15 protein-coding genes are annotated in these 16,804 nt (G+C 52.9%); 14 read left to right on the top strand and 1 reads right to left on the bottom strand.

All coding sequences use genetic code 11. The annotated features are described in order from the left end of the window. The 6 genes from ACQKPZ_RS26465 to ACQKPZ_RS26440 form a co-directional block, all read left to right on the top strand. Positions 1-620, top strand: a 620-nt coding sequence (locus ACQKPZ_RS26465; protein ID WP_427543930.1) for an aldehyde dehydrogenase family protein, incomplete at its 5' end; no start/stop codon positions are given. A gap of 175 nt (positions 621-795) precedes the next feature. Further along, positions 796-1,725 carry a LysR substrate-binding domain-containing protein gene (locus ACQKPZ_RS26460; protein WP_427543927.1) on the top strand — a complete coding sequence of 310 codons (930 nt, stop codon included), beginning with the start codon at positions 796-798 and terminating at the stop codon, positions 1,723-1,725. Between the two features lie 137 nt (positions 1,726-1,862). Continuing rightward, positions 1,863-3,119, top strand: a complete 1,257-nt coding sequence (locus ACQKPZ_RS26455) for an aromatic ring-hydroxylating oxygenase subunit alpha (protein ID WP_427543924.1) — start codon at positions 1,863-1,865, stop codon at positions 3,117-3,119. Between the two features lie 8 nt (positions 3,120-3,127). Continuing rightward, entirely contained in the window at positions 3,128-4,255 is a 1,128-nt protein-coding gene (locus ACQKPZ_RS26450; RefSeq protein WP_427543921.1) for an FAD-binding oxidoreductase, read from the top strand. Between the two features lie 325 nt (positions 4,256-4,580). Beyond that, positions 4,581-6,221: a BCCT family transporter gene (locus ACQKPZ_RS26445; protein ID WP_427543918.1), complete on the top strand. Its 1,641-nt coding sequence runs from the start codon at positions 4,581-4,583 to the stop codon at positions 6,219-6,221. A gap of 110 nt (positions 6,222-6,331) precedes the next feature. After that, positions 6,332-7,348: a GlxA family transcriptional regulator gene (locus ACQKPZ_RS26440; protein ID WP_427543915.1), complete on the top strand. Its 1,017-nt coding sequence runs from the start codon at positions 6,332-6,334 to the stop codon at positions 7,346-7,348. Positions 7,349-7,410: 62 nt separating this feature from the next. On the opposite strand, the gene ACQKPZ_RS26435 is transcribed toward ACQKPZ_RS26440, so the two are convergent. Beyond that, on the bottom strand, positions 7,411-8,403 hold the full coding sequence (locus ACQKPZ_RS26435; RefSeq protein WP_427543933.1) for an aldo/keto reductase: 993 nt from the start codon (positions 8,401-8,403) through the stop codon (positions 7,411-7,413). A gap of 325 nt (positions 8,404-8,728) precedes the next feature. On the opposite strand from ACQKPZ_RS26435, the gene ACQKPZ_RS26430 reads away from it, so the two are divergent. The 8 genes from ACQKPZ_RS26430 to ACQKPZ_RS26395 all read left to right on the top strand — a co-directional run. Beyond that, a complete protein-coding gene (locus tag ACQKPZ_RS26430; protein WP_427543912.1) occupies positions 8,729-9,676 on the top strand; it encodes a LysR family transcriptional regulator in 948 nt (315 codons plus the stop codon). A 252-nt stretch (positions 9,677-9,928) separates the two neighbouring features. Then, the gene (locus ACQKPZ_RS26425) at positions 9,929-10,690 is read left to right on the top strand and encodes a pyrroline-5-carboxylate reductase (protein WP_427543909.1); all 762 of its coding nucleotides are present in this window, start codon (positions 9,929-9,931) and stop codon (positions 10,688-10,690) included. 42 nt (positions 10,691-10,732) lie between these two features. Continuing rightward, entirely contained in the window at positions 10,733-11,083 is a 351-nt protein-coding gene (locus ACQKPZ_RS26420) for a cupin domain-containing protein (protein WP_427543907.1), read from the top strand. A 10-nt stretch (positions 11,084-11,093) separates the two neighbouring features. Further along, positions 11,094-11,435: a RidA family protein gene (locus ACQKPZ_RS26415; RefSeq protein WP_427543904.1), complete on the top strand. Its 342-nt coding sequence runs from the start codon at positions 11,094-11,096 to the stop codon at positions 11,433-11,435. A 201-nt stretch (positions 11,436-11,636) separates the two neighbouring features. Next, on the top strand, positions 11,637-13,028 hold the full coding sequence (locus tag ACQKPZ_RS26410) for an NAD(P)/FAD-dependent oxidoreductase (protein WP_427543901.1): 1,392 nt from the start codon (positions 11,637-11,639) through the stop codon (positions 13,026-13,028). An 11-nt stretch (positions 13,029-13,039) separates the two neighbouring features. Continuing rightward, entirely contained in the window at positions 13,040-14,005 is a 966-nt protein-coding gene (locus ACQKPZ_RS26405) for an NAD(P)-dependent oxidoreductase (RefSeq protein WP_427543898.1), read from the top strand. Then, entirely contained in the window at positions 14,002-15,453 is a 1,452-nt protein-coding gene (locus tag ACQKPZ_RS26400) for an aldehyde dehydrogenase family protein (protein WP_427543895.1), read from the top strand. Before ACQKPZ_RS26405 ends, ACQKPZ_RS26400 begins: the two co-directional genes overlap by 4 nt. Positions 15,454-15,581: 128 nt before the next feature. Beyond that, on the top strand, positions 15,582-16,804 hold a 1,223-nt coding region (locus ACQKPZ_RS26395; RefSeq protein WP_427543892.1), incomplete at its 3' end, for an acetolactate synthase large subunit.

Genomic DNA, 16,804 nt, shown 5'->3' with positions numbered 1-16,804 from the left:
AGGGCGCGATCATCTCCAAGTACCGCAACAACGGCCAGACCTGCGTCTGCGCCAACCGTATCTACGTGCAGGACGGCGTCTACGACGCGTTCGCCCAGAAGCTGGCCGCTGCTGTTGCCAAGCTGAAGATCGGTAACGGCCTGGAAGAAGGCACCACCACTGGCCCGCTGATCGACGGCAAGGCCGTTGCCAAGGTTCAGGAACACATCGACGACGCCGTTGGCAAAGGCGCCAAGGTGCTGGCCGGTGGCAAGCTGATCAAGGGCAACTTCTTCGAGCCGACCATCCTGGTCGACGTACCGAAAACCGCTGCTGTCGCTAAAGAAGAGACCTTCGGCCCACTGGCGCCGCTGTTCCGCTTCAAGGACGAGGCCGAAGTCATCGCCATGTCCAACGACACCGAGTTCGGCCTGGCTTCGTACTTCTACGCCCGCGACATGAGCCGTGTGTTCCGTGTTGCCGAGGCCCTGGAATACGGCATGGTAGGCATCAACACCGGGGTCATGTCTAACGAAGTAGCGCCATTTGGCGGCATCAAGGCATCGGGGCTGGGTCGGGAAGGATCGAAATATGGCATCGAGGACTACCTTGAGATCAAGTATCTCTGCCTGAGCATCTGACCGCTCAGCCACTGGCTCAACGAGCAGCTCAGCTGATGGGCGTTCAAGTCACCCTCATTCCCGTTTTGGGATAACGGACGGGCATCCCCGTCCGTTTTTTTTGCAGACTGATAGGCCCAGACATAGTAGCTTCTCCGTTGACACCATTGCTTGGCTACGCCGTTACCGGAACAAAATGAAGAACCAAGAAACCGGCATTAAACAGAAAGGGTATCGACGGATTGTGCCGTCGATGACCGCCCTGCTCCAGTTCGAGTCGGTTGCTCGACTCAACAGCTTTACCCAAGCTGCCAGGGAGCTTGGTGTGACCCAAGCAGCGGTCAGCAAGCAGATCAAAATGCTTGAAGAAAATTTCGGCATGCAGCTGTTCCACCGCTCCCCCAGAGGCATCCAGCTCACCGAAGATGGGCATGAGCTGTTCAACACCATCTCGGAGTCATTGCAGAAGATTGCAACAGTCTTCGATCGCAAAAATCAAGGCGCTCGCAAGAAAGAACTTGTCTTGGGTACCACAGCCGCATTTTCTCAATTTCGTGTCCTTCCTCGCTTAGCAAATCTAAGTGAAATGCTCCCCAACGTTCTTCTTAGGCTTTCCACTCAAATGTTCACCGGGGATCTTCGGACCCACGAGGCGGATTTAGAAGTACGATATGGAAATGGTTATTGGGGGGACGGCACCGCCTCGCTATTATTTGAGGAAGAAATATTTCCCGTCTGCTCACCAGACTGGTTAGAGAAAAATAGAAGGCCAGAAACACTAGAGGAATTGGCTGGCTCCGATTTGCTTGATGCGGATTCTACCTCTGAAGGCTGGATGAACTGGCAGGGATGGTTCAGGGAGCTGGGCCTAAATACACCAAAACTTAATTATGCACTGCGCTGTAACGTCCATACTGACAATGTTCTTGCAGCAGTTCACGGCTTTGGAATCGCTCTAGGCTGGGGGCGCCTGGTTGAAGACTCGCTTGCTTCTGGTGAACTGGTCAGGCTGGAGCCGTTCGTCGTCCGACCAACCGACGCCTACTATATTGTAGTCCCCAATGGCCGAGAAACGACTGCTGAAATTCGCGCGATCACTCAATGGTTGCAGGCCAAAGCACCGTAACCGAGCGGCTTCAGATACCCCATAACTTGAGGTAATGCCCCCTGTCGAAATAGGCGCATTGACGCTTTCTTACTGCGACTTAATAATCACGCCAACCGTCCTCGTGATGTCCTAACAAGAAAGTGCCTGAGGTAAAAATGAACATTGCGCCTATTAAATCTCACGGTGATTTAGTTGCCTCGCGTAAACCCGGCTTTGGTATGAATGCCGAGCTGTTTAGCCGACAAGATATCTTTGAAAACGATATGGATGTCTTTTTCGCTAAACATTGGATCGTTGTTGCCGTCACTGCTGATGTAGCTGAACCTGGTGATGTCTATACCATTGATATCGGTAAGTCGTCGATCATCATTCTCCGTGACGATGACGAGCAGGTTCGCGCGTTTCGTAACGTGTGTCGCCATCGCGGCGCCCGCCTTAAAGAGGCAGGCAAATCAACCGTTGGCATGCTGGTTTGCCCTTATCACCAGTGGACCTATGATCTGGATGGCAGCCTGAAGCATGCAAGCCACATGGGCAAGAGCTTCGACCCTGAATGTCGCAGCCTGATCCCGGTACACTGTAAAGTGGTAGGCACCCACGTCTTCGTGTGCTTGAGCGACAGCCCTCCGCAAGACATCGCGCTGTTGGAAGAGACTATGCTTCCACGGTTTGCGCCGTACGATCTGACCAACACCAAAGTTGCCTACGAATCTGAGATCATCGAGAACGGCAACTGGAAGTTGGTGATGGAGAATAACCGCGAGTGCTATCACTGCGCGGGTACTCACCCAGAGCTGATCGTCTCGTTCCTGTCCGAGGATTTGGGCGTTAGCTTAGAGGAGATGAATGAAGAATCTCTTCTGGCTTATGAGGAATACAAGAAGAGCAAAGCCGCAATCGAGAAAAACTGGGAAGATTCCGGCCTGTTGTACTCGACCATTGAGCACCTGGATGAAGATGCAGTGACTCAGTTCCGTACTCAGCGGATGATTATTGCTGGCAGCGGCGAATCGCAGACACTGGACACCAAAGTCGCATGCACCAAACTGTTGGGTGACCTGACCCGCCGCGACCTCGGCGACACTCACATGTGGACTCACAGCTCGTGGACCCACGTCATGAGCGACCACGCGATCATCAGCTGGATCATTCCGCTGTCTCCTGACCGCACTCTGGTTCGATCCAAGTGGCTGGTGCACAAAGACGCAGTGGAAGGGGTCGATTACGACCTGCAAAAGCTGACTGAGGTCTGGATCGCCACCAACGCACAAGATGCGAGCTTGGTTGCCATTACCCATAGCGGCACTCAAGACCCAGGGTACATTCCAGGTCCATTCTCCTCTTTCACCGAACCCTACGTTGACCAATTCTCCCGCTGGTACGCTGCTCGTCTTGCAGCCCACGGCGTGTGAGTGCGGTGATGACTATGTACGAGAACATTGCCGGTCTGCGCGCAGACCAGCGCTTCGCGGACACCGACCATTGGGCTGCTCATGGCGTCCAATGGGCAAGCGGTGAAAGCAAGCGAATTGAGTGTCTCAGCGTCGTTGACGAAACCCACGACGTTAAGACTTTCACCTTTCACTGCCCTGATTACCACTCCCTGGCTTATGAGCCTGGGCAGTTCCTTACCATCTCGCCGGTGGTTGAAGGGCAGTCGGTTTCGCGCTGCTATACCTTGTCATCTACGCCTACTCGTCCTTTCACATTCTCCATTACTGTGAAGCGAGTGCCAGGCGGTACGGTGTCGAACTGGCTACATGACAATCTTCGAGCTGGCGATGCATTGAATGCTTCCGGCCCAGCAGGCGTATTTACCCCTGTTGCAGGTCCCGCACGCAAGATGCTTTACCTTTCTGCCGGATCGGGCGTCACACCAGTGATGGCGATGACCCGAGCAGCTGCGGATCTTCACGCAGAGCTGGACATTGTCTTCGTACATAGCGCGCGTACACCGAAAGACATCATCTTCCGCGATGAACTCTCGCGCCTTCAGCGCTCAATGAGCCATTTCCGCACTGTCTTCTTCTGCGAAAGCAAGGGTGACGAAGATGATTGGTCCGGCCCTATGGGTCGCCTTTCTCTGGCAGAGCTGAAGGAGCGCATTCCAGACTTTATGGAGCGTGAAGTCTTCACCTGTGGGCCGAAAGGTTACATGGATGCCGTGCAAGCACTGCTGGGAAGTGCCGGCTTCGACATGAGCCACTACCACCAGGAGAGCTTCGACATCAACGCCGAGGTTGTGGAAGTGGCGGCTGAGGCCGATGCACCCAATCAGGATTTGGGCACCTTCACTGTCCGCCTTGCTCGATCCGGTAAAGAGTTCACGATGACCTCTGACCAGACAGTGCTGGCCGCAGCCAAGAAAGCCGGGGCTGTTGTCCCCTCCTCTTGCAGTCAAGGGGTGTGCGGGACATGCAAAACCGCGGTTCTCGAAGGCAGTGTTGAGATGAAACATAACGGCGGTATTCGTCAGCGCGAGATTGACAAAGGTCTACGTCTGCTTTGTTGCAGCCGCCCGACCTCCAATTTGGTGATCGACCTTTAAATACACCGTTAAAGTTCCTGCTTGATCAGGCCTCCTCTCCATGGGTGTGTTTTCTATCTTTCGATAGGTAATACACCCATGGTGGTCGCTTTTCCGAAATTTGTCGGTCACGCTGGAGGCTTGATCTTTTTTAATGACCTAAAGGGTCAACGCAACGTCCACCCAGCGGATGGAGAAGACGTTATTTCCTTAAACTGTAAACGAGCATATCAATTTATACCTATTTAGAAATGACAACCAGGACGTTGTGACACACTAATCAGCGAACAAGTCAAGGGGGTGGCAGATGCAATCCATCCTTGCAAGAACAAGAAGGAAATAGCCGATGCGTGCAAAACAAGGCCTTTTCAAAGGCCTAAACCCTGTGGTGACCCTTGGGTCCATTTTAATCGTACTAGCCTTTGTGGCGCTTTGCGTATCGCATGGTGATCAAGCCGCAACTGTATTTAAACGAGCATCAGACGCCATTTTAGACAACTTAAAATGGTTCTACATAGCGTTGGTAACCGGCGTGCTTGCGGTGCTTATCGTCATTGCTTTCAGCCGACACGGCGATCTAAAGCTCGGTCGACCAGACGAAAAGCCTGAGTTTAGCTTTGCAGCCTGGATTTCTATGCTTTTCAGCGCAGGTATGGGTGTAGGTCTCATATTCTGGTCGGTTGCCGAACCAGTTCTCCATTATGCAAGTAACCCTTTCACGCCTGGTCTGACGGACCAATCCGCCTCAATGGCGATGCGTATCACCCTGTTCCATTGGGGATTGCACCCGTGGGCAATTTTCACCGTTATCGGCCTGGGACTTGCGTACTTCGCTTATCGTGAGGGTCTTCCCCTAGCGCTTCGTTCGATTCTTTACCCGCTGATCGGGAACCGCATCTACGGCCCAATTGGTCATACCGTAGATATCATTGGTGGTGCCGTGACTGCGTTCGGCGTCTCGCAAGCCCTGGGGCTAGGTGTCGAGCAAATCAACACTGGTCTCAATGAAGTTTTTGGCATCCCTGTCACTTTGTCGTTTAAGCTCGGCATCATCGCCGTGGTAACCGTGATTGCATCCATTTCGCTGGTTGCGGGCGTATCCAAAGGAATGAAGCGTCTATCCACATTGAACATGTGGATCTCCCTAGGTTTGATGTTGGTTGTGCTCGCACTGGGGCCCACCAACTACATTATGAACCTCGTCTTTGAATCCACGGGTGACTATCTTCAGAACATCGTGGGGATGAGCTTCTGGAGCGACACTCAAGCCAATACACAGTGGCAAAAAACCTGGACTGCATTCTACTGGCCTTGGTGGATGACCTGGGGCCCATTCGTTGGCTTGTTCATTGCGCGCGTCTCTCGTGGTCGGACCATTCGGGAGCTGATCGTGGGTGCTCTTCTGGTACCGACTTTCGTCACCATAATGTGGATGGCTGTTTTTGGCGGCACCGCTCTTAAAGATGAACGTCATGCAAGACAAGCTTATCAGGAGATGCCGACTACCGAGCAAGTTCAAGCAGGCGCATTCAATGGTGGCCCCATTCTGGAGGCAACGCGGAAAGAAACCACCACTGCGATGTTCACTCTTCTGCATCGGCTGGACGGCCCAACTCTGGGCGCAATCATGAGCGTCATCGTCTGCCTCTTGCTCGCAGTTCATTTCGTAACCGCGGCTGATGCCGGCACCCAGGTTCTCTGTATGCTGAACTCTGTGGGGTGTATCAATCCACCTAACTGGATTCGGGTTATGTGGTGCGTTCTGGAAGGTGCCATTGCTGCGAGCTTGATCATAGCCGGCGGACTAGTGGCTATCCAGATGGCTAGCATCGTGGTTGGCTTACCTATTGCTCTGTACCTGTTGGTGACGAGCTTTAGTCTGATGCGTAGTCTGAATCAGAACAATATCAAACAGCCAATTGAAGAAATAATACCGCAGAGCCAATCTGAGCAAACTGTGCAAAAAGCCATTAGAGAACTGGCATAAGCAATAAATGAGCCGGCGATGACCATCTCGCCGGCTTCTTTATTTCGGCAAAAACAAATTCTTTGAAAAGTATCTACACCCAAATCATTTTATCTCGTTGAGGACCGAACATGAACTACGCCCCAGCGAAGGATTCGACACATCGCTCCTCCTCCCCATCAAATTTGCGACTCAAAGTCGGAATGATTTTAGGCGAAGGTTTCGACCTTATGTCATTATCATGCTTTGTGGACTTCCTAAGAATCGCATCAGACAGCTTTTCTTGTGAGTGGGACACATTATCAAGCGACTTGCATCCCGTGGCCTCAAGCTGCGGATTAAAAATGAAGCCATCAAAAACCTACGATGCAAAAGATGACTATTCCCACATCATAATAAACGGGCAAGATTCAGCATCACTGACAGAAGGCTTAGTCAGCTTCATCGAAAAAGCTAGATCCAAGGGTATTCCTATCATTGGGGTTCACTCAGGCCAAATGATCATGGCCCGTACTGGAATGCTGGATGGAAAAAACTGCGCAGTACACTCCTCGCTACTTAGCTTTTTTCGTGAACACTACCCCAAGATCAAGCTAATAAGCGACCAACCAATTGTTAGAGACGGCAATATCGTGACATGCCCAGGCGGCTTGGCCTCCATCAGCCTCGCAATGGAGCTTATTACAGAACAGAGTGGTAGGGAGCACTCTATCCGCACACTGAAATATCTCTTGGCCGATAAAAGTTTAGACGAAATCCAGAGGCTCAAGGATTCTGACATTGAGCTAAACTGCCCAGATCAACGCTTAGTGACGGCTGTTAGCATGATGCGTCAGAGAGTACATGGGAATGGATCAGTAACCAGCATAGCCGATGCGATCGGAATGTCAGAACGAGAGATTACCCGATTATTTAATTTGCACCTTAAGACTCCTCCAGCTACCTATTGGAGAAGAATTCGGCTTGAATCAGCTCACTGGCTGGTGATAAACACAAAGCGTACAATAAACGATATTGCCCATGAATTTGGATTTGCTGACAGCTCCCACTTCATTAGTTGGTTCAAAAGAGTTTATAAAATAACCCCTTCACGACTTAGAACGAACACCACATCTCTAGCAGCTCAAAAGAATCAAGCTTTGCACTGAATAGTAAAAGGCCGTAGGCGAATGAAACACCTACGGCCCTACGGCTTTATTAATGTCCGGGGTCAGTCTTTCCCAATTTGAGTCATTTGCAACTCGTTCAATCTACCGCCATGGACGGTTATTTTGGCCATACCCGCATCAATTTCCCGCAGATCATCCGGTGTCAGATGGACATGCACCGCGTGGAGATTTTCACGGAGATGATCTTGTTTAGTAGTTCCTGGGATAGGGACGATCCAGGGCTTCTGAGCAAGCAACCAGGCTAAGCCAATTTGCGCAGGCGTTGCGCCCTTCTTTTCGCCGAAGGACTTTAGGAACGCAATGATTGGTTGGTTTGCCTTCATCGCTTCAGCGCTAAAGCGAGTGAAGTGTTTGCGCAAGTCGGCTTTTGCATCAAAATTGCTTTGAGCATTAAGAGCCAGTTTACCGGGTAAGAAGCCCTGCCCTAATGGCCCCCATGGGACAAAGCCAATGCCCAATTCTTCACAGGCTGCCAGCACACCATTGTGTTCGACACTGCGCTCCATGAGTGAATATTCGGTTTGGATAGCTGAAACAGGCTGTACAGCATGAGCCCTGCGGATAGTTCTTGGACTTGGCTCTGAAAGCCCGAAATGCAGAACCTTGCCCGCTTGAATTAGCTCTTTAATCGTACCTGCCACATCCTCAATAGGGACAGTCAGGTCAACGCGATGCTGATAGTACAAATCAATACGATCAGTTCGCAGCCTTCTGAGAGACTCCTCAACCACTTTCTTTATCCGCTCTGGCCGGCTATCCAAAGCGATAGTGCCATCAATAGCAAACCCAAATTTCGTCGCAACGATAACCTCATCACGAAATGGCTGCAAGGCTTCACCGACCAGTTCCTCGTTTGCGTATGGACCATAGACCTCCGCAGTATCGAAAAACCTAACGCCACGCTCATATGCATCGCGAATTAGACGAATACCTTGCGACCTATCAATAGGGGGCCCGTACTGATTGCCAGTTGTGCTCATACAGCCAAACCCCAGCTCTGACACCACCAAAGATCCTAGTTTTCGGCTCTGCATACGATATGTCTGAGGCCCGGAAGGTACTGGATGGCTAACTGGATCCGCCTGCGAGATAGCTGGCAATGCCATCGATGCAACGCTTGCAGCTGCGATGGTGCCCGCGGTTTTAATGAAGGCTCGGCGTTGTGGATTTTGAGACTCGTTCATGGATTACCCCAGTGAAAATGATGTGATCAACAGAGGGATGGGCAAAGCAGGCAGGCACCGCCACCAAGCCTTTCATCAACGACATCACGTGGCTAATGCTGCCTAATCAGGTTGCATTTCTGCTCACCCATGCACCTGAAAAATGAGTCTATCGAGTCGCCAGCTCTATGATTAGATGGCAAAATCGGCATGTACCTATGCGGAGAGGCATCAGTTGAAAGAGAATTTAAATGACCTTCTAGCCTTCATTGCTGTCGCTAGGGAACGAAATTTCACACGTGCGGCAGCTCAAATTGGGATATCGCAATCCGCGCTGAGTCGGACCATCCGCACATTAGAACAACAAATGAATGTCCCACTGCTTGTTCGTACCACTCGAAGCGTATCTCTAACCGAAGCTGGTGAACGTTTACTACTGGCAATCGAACCTAAGCTGCAAGAAATCGATGAAGAGCTGGAGTCATTACGCGCACTAACTAGCAGCCCCGCTGGCACGGTGCGCATCTCCGCGACAGACCATGCCATAGATAATTATATTTGGCCGCGAGTACAGTACCTACTCAGGGAATATCCAGATCTAAAAATTGAATTTGTTAACGATTATCGACTCTCTGACATCGTTGCAGACCGATACGATATAGGCGTTCGACTTGGTGAAGGTATTGCTAAGGATATGATTGCAGCCAGGATAGCTCCAGATCTAACCATGGCCGTTGTAGGGGCACCTTCATACCTAGAGTCGCATGAATTCATAAATTCACCTCAAGATCTAGCTAAACACAACTGCATAACATTAAGGCTTCCAACAAAAAACTCACTACTACCTTGGGAGCTTAAAAAGGGAAGCAAGCAGCTTCAATTAAAAGTCGATGGTCAGTTAACGTTTGACAACGTCTATAAGATCCTTGAGGCCGCTGTGGCTGGATTTGGTCTTGCCTACATACCTATGGATATGGCCGAGTCACACGTCGAGTCTGGCAGACTGCGGTGGGTTCTTGAGGAATGGTATCCGACCTACATAGGTTTGCACGTCTACTATCCGCATCGCCAAAAATCCTCCAGAGCGGTTGAATTGGTTGTCGGTGCTCTGAAGTCTGGCTACAAAGGCACAACGGCAACATGAATAGTTCTCAACTATTGGCTTCACTTCAGAATGCTTCTTGTCAAAATCAATAGAAGGTAAATCTTCTACAACCTGCGAAACCTCCATCACTTGCCCCCAGAGGCATCCCGTCCCCTTCAAATCATTAGACTTCCCGTCCTTCCTGTTATAGCGCACCAAAGTACTCAATGCGAAAGTAGTTGCCATTACCCTGATAACACATAAAGCGAAGCGTAACGACATAAAGTCGCCGCAAAATTCAGAGGTGGCAGCATGCAGAAGCTTGGATTGCTGGGTATGGGCGATGTCATAGAAAAAACTTCATATGACTTACGTCGAAATAGTTATGCCGGCAAAATCCTTATTTTCAGTGACTGCCAACATCAAGCTGAAAGCCTACAAAAATTGCATGGCTGCCTAATTCAGCCAAGCGTCGAGATGGTCTGCAAAGGTTCTAACGTTTTTTTCTTGATGAGCGCCCCTGAAAAAATTACGGGCTTTACTAGAGACCTTCAACGTAAGCTTCAAGGCACCTTGATTTCCTTTGTGCCTGGACTCAATCGCTCAAACCTGAAAAAACTATTCCCCCAAGCTCGCTGCTTTAGAGCTGTAAACTCTTTTTCGGCAACACAATACCAGTCTGAGGTTGCATTATTTCCAGACGCCCCTGATGTCAGAAGGCTTCTAGGATACTTGGGGAATCTTCAAGTTCTGACAGATGAACTTGACTTTGAACTCGCTACGGTTGCGACCTGCATGAACGGGTGGATCTACTTTTTACTTCATGACTTACAGCAATGGTTAAGCGAAAAAGGCTTGCCACCCGAATATGCACGCCGGCTGGTATTACGGAACCTTCAGGAATGCCTGATTACATCTAGTAATCAACCTCGTAATTCATTTCGAGCGCTCGGTGAAGCACAAGCAAAACCCAATAGTTTCGCCGCAAACGGCTTAGCAGTGCTAAACCATCAGCCGCCAGGCGCCGCTTGGGGCGCCGCGTGCGAGGTCGTCCTCGACTCACTACTTAATTAAAGAAGCTGACGCTTTTCCATAGACAAATCCCAGGAGATACTAATGGCTAATATTCTTACTGTTGTCCGCCAAGCCAACACCTCACCACTCGGAGAAACAGCGCCTGCCCGCCTACCAATCGGCGAACTCATTGCCCAATCGGCCACCGGTCAGGCACAGACTGATGAGGCTATCGGCGCAAGTATCGGTGTATGGGAAAGCAGCCCAGGTGTTTTCCGTCGCCACCTGAAGAATAAAGAATTCAGCCACATCGTTAGCGGTTGGTGCATTTTCACTCCGGATGGAGGTGAGCCGGTTGAATTGCGCGCAGGTGACGCGGTGCTGTTCCCTGAAAACTGCGAAGGTATCTGGGATATTCGGGAAACTTTCCGCAAAACCTACTTGCTCTTCTGAGGAGCTGGCAATGATTAAGCGTATCAACCCAGGTCTTCGCGCAAGTCAGATTGTCTTGGCAGGCGGTCGCATTGAAACTTCAGGCATTGTTGCTCTCGACCCTAAAGAAGGCATCGCGGATCAGACACGTTGCGTCCTTCGCCAGCTGGAGGAATGGCTTTCTGAAATCGGCGCTAACAAGTCGAACATTACGCGCATGCAGATCTGGATTGCAGACATGGCGGAGTTCAATGCCATGAACGAGGTATATGATGCTTGGGTCGGTGATGAACCGCCAGCCCGAGCGTGTGTCGGATCCCAACTAGTCACTCCCGAGTATCGGATTGAAATCCAAGCATTTGGCCAACTGTAGATACTTGAACTCATGAGGCAATAACAGCAAGTTATGCCCATAGTTCAATAACCGCTACACACATAGTTTTTTGGCTCTCATTGGTATAACCGCTGAGAGCCTTTTCTACATTCTCCTATCAATTGTCACCCACATCATAGTGAGTGCCGCTTTCGGCGCTCATTATTTACGAAACAACACAACGTACTCGAAGGCCTCTCTATGTACCGTGGATTTTGGTATGCCCAGGCGTTAGATCTGGACAGCGATCTTGCCCCTGCTTTGCAGGATTCAATTCAAGCTGATGTCTGTATCGTCGGCGGAGGCTTCCTTGGCCTTTGGTCGTCCATTCGCCTGAAGCAGGCCCATCCAGAGAAGACGATCGTCATCGTCGAGCGAGACCGCTGCGGCTCTGGCGCAAGTGGTCGCAACGGCGGTGTCGCAACAAACTGGTGGGGCAAATACCTCTCGGTACGTACCATCTGCGGCGATGTAGAAGCGCGGCGTATCTGTGAAGCTGCTGAGTCGGCCATCGATGAAATTGGCAGCTTCTGCCAGGAGCACGGCATCGATGCTCAATACCGGAAAGATGGTTGGTTGTGGACAGCTACCAACCAGCGCCAAATGGGCTCCTGGAAGGTGCTCACTGACGGCCTTCAAAAGCTCAATGTGAACCCGTTTCAGGAACTGGATCGCGAGACCATTCGCGGCCGCGTTGGCTCGCCGCTGGTCTTGGGCGGCATCTACGATCCCAATGCCGCCACCGTGCAGCCAGCCATGCTGGCTCGCGGTCTGCGCCGTGTGGCGCTGAAGCTTGGGGTGAAGATTTATGAGAAGTCCCCGTTCACTCACTTGGAGCGCGGCAAAAACCCAGTGGTGCATACGGCTATGGGACGTGTGAAAGCGAACCACGTCGTCTTGGCCTTGAACGCCTGGGGCGCTCAGTTCCCTGAGCTTCGTCGAATGATTGCGATCATGTCCAGTGACATGGTGGCGACCGCTCCGGTCAAAGCCAAGCTCGATGCTATCGGTTTCAGCGGTGGCGAATGCATGACCGATTCACGCACTGTCCTCAACTACTGGCGCAACACACCAGATGGCCGCGTTGTGTTCGGAAAGCCGCTGGGACAGTTCGCTTACGCAGGTCGTATTGGCAACCTCTACGAGAAACCGTCCCCAGCGGCCGACAAAGTCGCTGCTGAACTTCGCCGCCTTTATCCGCAATTACAGGATGTCCCGGTAGTAAGCAGCTGGACTGGCCCGATCGACCGCGCCATGAAAGGTCTGCCCAACTTCGGCTACCTGGACCATCACCAAACCGTTAGCTACGGCATTGGCTTCTCGGGCAACGGCGTGGCAACCACAGTGTTCGCCAGCCGCATCATCAAGTCGCTGGCCACCCATGCGAACGACGAGTGGGCGAACTGCGGCCTGGTTAACCAAAAGATGAAGCTTCTGCCGCCAGAACCCTTCCGCTTCTTTGGGGCGCACATGGTGCGTGACGCGTTAGTGCGCAAGGAGTCTCTGGAAGACCACGATCAAGATGCTGGCTTCATCACCCGTCAGCTGGTTGCCATGGCACCGGCTGGATACGTACCCGCCCAGAAAAAATAAGAAATTGGATCATGAGCGAACACATTGTTTTCCTCGATGACGAAGGCCTTGCAGCCTCGACTCGTCTCAAACGACCTGACTGCGCACATACCTGGCAGCAGTTTCCGTACACGCATCCAGACCAAGTTCTGGAGCACCTGAAGGATGCCACCGTGGCTCTTACTTGCAGCGTTCCGCTGCGAGAAGAGCACCTGCGTCAGCTGCCAAAACTGAAGATGATTTCTTTAGCTCTGACGGGGCGCGACATTGTCGATGTGGACTACTGCGATGCTCACGGCATCCAAGTGTCCAGTGTGCCTGGCTACGCAGCAAACACCGTGGCAGAGCACAGCATGGCAATGATGCTTGAGCTGTTCCGTCGTCCTGCTGCGTTCAGCCGGCTCATGCGCAAGGTGCAGGCCGGGCAGGCCGAGTACAAGAACATCTACTTCGATCATCGGATCCGTGATGTGCGTGGCAAGAAGATGGCGATCATCGGTAGCGGTCCGATTGCCCTTCGCTTGGCCGAACTCGCTCGCGCCTTTGGCATGGAAGTGCTGTTTGAAGACCGGGGCGGTAAGCGTCCGGGACCGAATTCCGGCCCGCTGGATAGTCTGCTCAAGAGCTGTGACGTCCTGTCGATAAACGCTCCTTTGACGCCTGAAACCTACAACCTGATCAACGCCGAAAAGCTTGCGCTGATGAAGCCAGATGCGCTGGTCATCAACACAGGCCGTGGAGGAATCGTCAACGAAGCAGCGCTTATCGACGCCCTCAAAAATAGTCGTCTCGGTGGCGTCGCTCTGGACGTGGTCGAGGTGGAGCCCCTCCACCCCAGCAATCCATTGTTCCAATTGATCGATCGCGACGATTTCATCCTCAACCCGCATATCGCCTGGAGCAGTGAGGACGCCATGCAGCAGTTGATGGATCGTGCAGTCGATAACATCACCACATTCGTTGCCAGCCAAGCAAACCAGGAAAAGGTCATCGCATGAACATTGCCACCAAAAGCAGCTTCGTAGATGGTGCTTTCGTTACCCTGGATAGCAGCGCCGACATCCTCGAAAACCGAAACCCTTCTAATCCTTCAGAAGTGGTCGAGCGATTTGTCCGGGCCGACCAGCATCTCACCGAGCAAGCCATCGCTGCCGCTCGCCGCGCTCAGCCAGACTGGGCGCGCAGCAATCTACAGCAACGCGCAGATGCCCTTGATTTCATTGGTACCGAGATCCTTGCTCGCCGTGAAGAGTTGGCAGTGCTGCTGTCCCGCGAAGAAGGCAAAATTCTGCGAGAGGCTCTGGGCGAAGTGGACCGGGCAGGCCGTTCGTTCAAGTTTTACGCCCAGGAAGCTCTGCGCGCTGAAGGCGAGAAGTACCAATCAGTGCGCCAGGACGTCGACATCGATGTGTTTACTCAGCCTCTGGGTGTGATCGGAATCATTGCACCATGGAACTTCCCGATCGCTATTCCAGCGTGGAAGATCGCTCCAGCACTGTGCTTCGGTAACTGCGTGGTATTCAAGCCGGCTGAGCTGGTCCCCTCCTCGGCCTGGGCCCTGGCCGAGATCATCTCTCGCTCGGGTTTACCTGCGGGTGTGTTCAACATGTTGATCGGCCCTGGTCGCAGCGTCGGCGACACCATCATCCGATCGCCTGACGTAAATGGCATCAGCTTCACTGGCTCGGAAAACACCGGCCGTCAGATTGCCAAATTGGCTGCTGAGGGCATGAAGAAAGTGCAGCTGGAGATGGGTGGTAAGAACCCTTTGATAGTCCTGGACGACGCGGATCTGGAACAAGCTGTAGACGTAGCCCTTAACGGCTCGTTCTACAGCACCGGCCAGCGCTGTACTGCAAGCTCGCGAGTGATCGTGACTGAAGGTATCCACGACGCTTTCGTGGCCCGTCTGGCCGATCGCACTCGGGCGCTGAGGGTGGGTGATGCTTTGCAATCCACTACCGATATCGGCCCCGTGGTCGATGGGAGGCAGTTGGAGCAGAATTTGTCATACGTAGCCAGCGGTCGTGAGCAAGGTGCCAGGTTGGTTTGTGGTGGAGAACGAATCGAGATTGAATCAGGAGCATACCTGTTCACCCCGGCGCTGTTCACTGAAGTGACCCCTGAAATGCGCATCTACCGAGAAGAGATCTTTGGTCCAGTGTTGAGCGTGCTCAAAGTACGTGATTACGAAGAGGCGTTCGCCGCTGCCGAGGACACTGAGTTTGGTCTTTCCGCCGGCATCGTCACCACCTCGCTGCGCTATGCCGAGCACTTCAAACGCAACAGCTCGGCAGGCATGGTCATGGTCAACCTGCCAACTGCTGGCGTGGACTACCACGTGCCATTCGGCGGAAATGGAGCATCGAGCCTGGGTTCTCGCGAGCAGGGTACTCACGCACGACAGTTCTTCACCCGTGTGAAAACTACTTACCAACTGGCCTAAACAACATACTCAGTGCCTGCCTATCCCTTCCATTCGCACAATCCGATTTGATCGCGATTGGATCGGATGGCCGTGGATAGGTTGCCCTCTGGGTGTGTGATACGAATACGATTAAGGTAGTAACGAACATGGCTAAGGCCGCTGATGTAGTTGTGCAATGCCTGGAAAACGAAGGTGTCGAGTATGTGTTCGGCATTCCCGGTGAGGAAAACCTCGACCTGCTGGAGTCCCTGCGCAAGTCGAAGATCAAGCTGGTACTGACCCGCCACGAGCAGTCCGCGGGCTTCATGGCCGCCACCTATGGCCGCCTGACCGGGAAGACCGGCGTCAGCCTGTCGACCCTGGGCCCTGGCGCAACCAACCTGGTTACCGCCAGTGCCTACGCGTATCTCGGCGGCATGCCGATGATGATGATCACCGGCCAGAAGCCGATCAAGAAGTCCAAGCAGGGTCGCTTCCAGATCATTGACGTGTGCGGCATGATGGCCCCCATCACCAAGTACACTCACCAGTTCGCATCGGCCGACAACATCCCGGCGCGCATGCGTGAAGCGTTCCGCCTGGCGGAAGAAGAAAAGCCGGGCGCCGTGCACTTGGAACTGCCCGAAGACATCGCCGCCGAGCAGACCGACGCGCTGCCGGTTCCGTGTAGCTTGCACCGCCGACCATTGGCAGAGCACAAGTCGATTGAAGCCGCTGTTGAGAAACTACTCGCGGCACGGAACCCAATTTTGGTGATCGGCGCCGGTGCCAACCGCAAGATGACCGCCAAGGTCCTCAAGCAGCTGATCGACAAGACTGGCATCCCCTTCATTACCACCCAGATGGGTAAGGGCGTAGTCGATGAGCGTCACCCGCGTTTCCTCGGCAACGCTGCGCTATCGTCCGGCGACTTCGTGCATCGCGCTGTCGAGGCCGCCGACCTGATCATCAACATCGGTCACGACGTGATCGAGAAGCCACCGTTCTTCATGGTCCGTGGCGGCACCGAAGTCATTCACATCAGCTTCCGTTCGGCTGAAGTCGATGCAGTGTACTTCCCACAGGTGGAGGTGATCGGCGACATCGCCAATGCCGTGTGGCAGATCAGCGAAGCGCTGGATGACACCACGCACTGGGACTTCACCCGCCTGATGGCGATTCGTGAAGCCAACGAAGCCCAGATCGCTGAAGGTGCCGACGACAACCGCTTCCCGGTCTACCCGCAGCGCTTGGTGGCTGACATTCGCCGGGTGCTGCCGTCTGAAGGCATCGTCGCCCTGGACAACGGCATCTACAAGATCTGGTTCGCCCGTAACTACAAGGCGCACAAGCCGAACACCGTGCTGCTCGACAACGCCCTGGCGACCAT

The sequence above is a fragment of the Pseudomonas sp. NPDC089547 genome (assembly GCF_050280665.1).
GTDB lineage: Bacteria > Pseudomonadota > Gammaproteobacteria > Pseudomonadales > Pseudomonadaceae > Aquipseudomonas.
The sequence above is the reverse complement of the archived record's forward strand: the minus strand, read 5'-3'. Positions and strand labels throughout refer to the sequence as shown.

What these genes read in the sequence shown, in the direction of transcription:
- ACQKPZ_RS26460 (WP_427543927.1), top strand. Translation starts at nt 796, where the DNA reads ATGAAGAACCAAGAAACCGGCATTAAACAGAAAGGGTATCGACGGATT.
- ACQKPZ_RS26455 (WP_427543924.1), top strand. Translation starts at nt 1,863, where the DNA reads ATGAACATTGCGCCTATTAAATCTCACGGTGATTTAGTTGCCTCGCGT.
- ACQKPZ_RS26450 (WP_427543921.1), top strand. Translation starts at nt 3,128, where the DNA reads ATGACTATGTACGAGAACATTGCCGGTCTGCGCGCAGACCAGCGCTTC.
- ACQKPZ_RS26445 (WP_427543918.1), top strand. Translation starts at nt 4,581, where the DNA reads ATGCGTGCAAAACAAGGCCTTTTCAAAGGCCTAAACCCTGTGGTGACC.
- ACQKPZ_RS26440 (WP_427543915.1), top strand. Translation starts at nt 6,332, where the DNA reads ATGAACTACGCCCCAGCGAAGGATTCGACACATCGCTCCTCCTCCCCA.
- ACQKPZ_RS26435 (WP_427543933.1), bottom strand. Translation starts at nt 8,403, where the DNA reads ATGCAGAGCCGAAAACTAGGATCTTTGGTGGTGTCAGAGCTGGGGTTT.
- ACQKPZ_RS26430 (WP_427543912.1), top strand. Translation starts at nt 8,729, where the DNA reads ATGGCAAAATCGGCATGTACCTATGCGGAGAGGCATCAGTTGAAAGAG.
- ACQKPZ_RS26425 (WP_427543909.1), top strand. Translation starts at nt 9,929, where the DNA reads ATGCAGAAGCTTGGATTGCTGGGTATGGGCGATGTCATAGAAAAAACT.
- ACQKPZ_RS26420 (WP_427543907.1), top strand. Translation starts at nt 10,733, where the DNA reads ATGGCTAATATTCTTACTGTTGTCCGCCAAGCCAACACCTCACCACTC.
- ACQKPZ_RS26415 (WP_427543904.1), top strand. Translation starts at nt 11,094, where the DNA reads ATGATTAAGCGTATCAACCCAGGTCTTCGCGCAAGTCAGATTGTCTTG.
- ACQKPZ_RS26410 (WP_427543901.1), top strand. Translation starts at nt 11,637, where the DNA reads ATGTACCGTGGATTTTGGTATGCCCAGGCGTTAGATCTGGACAGCGAT.
- ACQKPZ_RS26405 (WP_427543898.1), top strand. Translation starts at nt 13,040, where the DNA reads ATGAGCGAACACATTGTTTTCCTCGATGACGAAGGCCTTGCAGCCTCG.
- ACQKPZ_RS26400 (WP_427543895.1), top strand. Translation starts at nt 14,002, where the DNA reads ATGAACATTGCCACCAAAAGCAGCTTCGTAGATGGTGCTTTCGTTACC.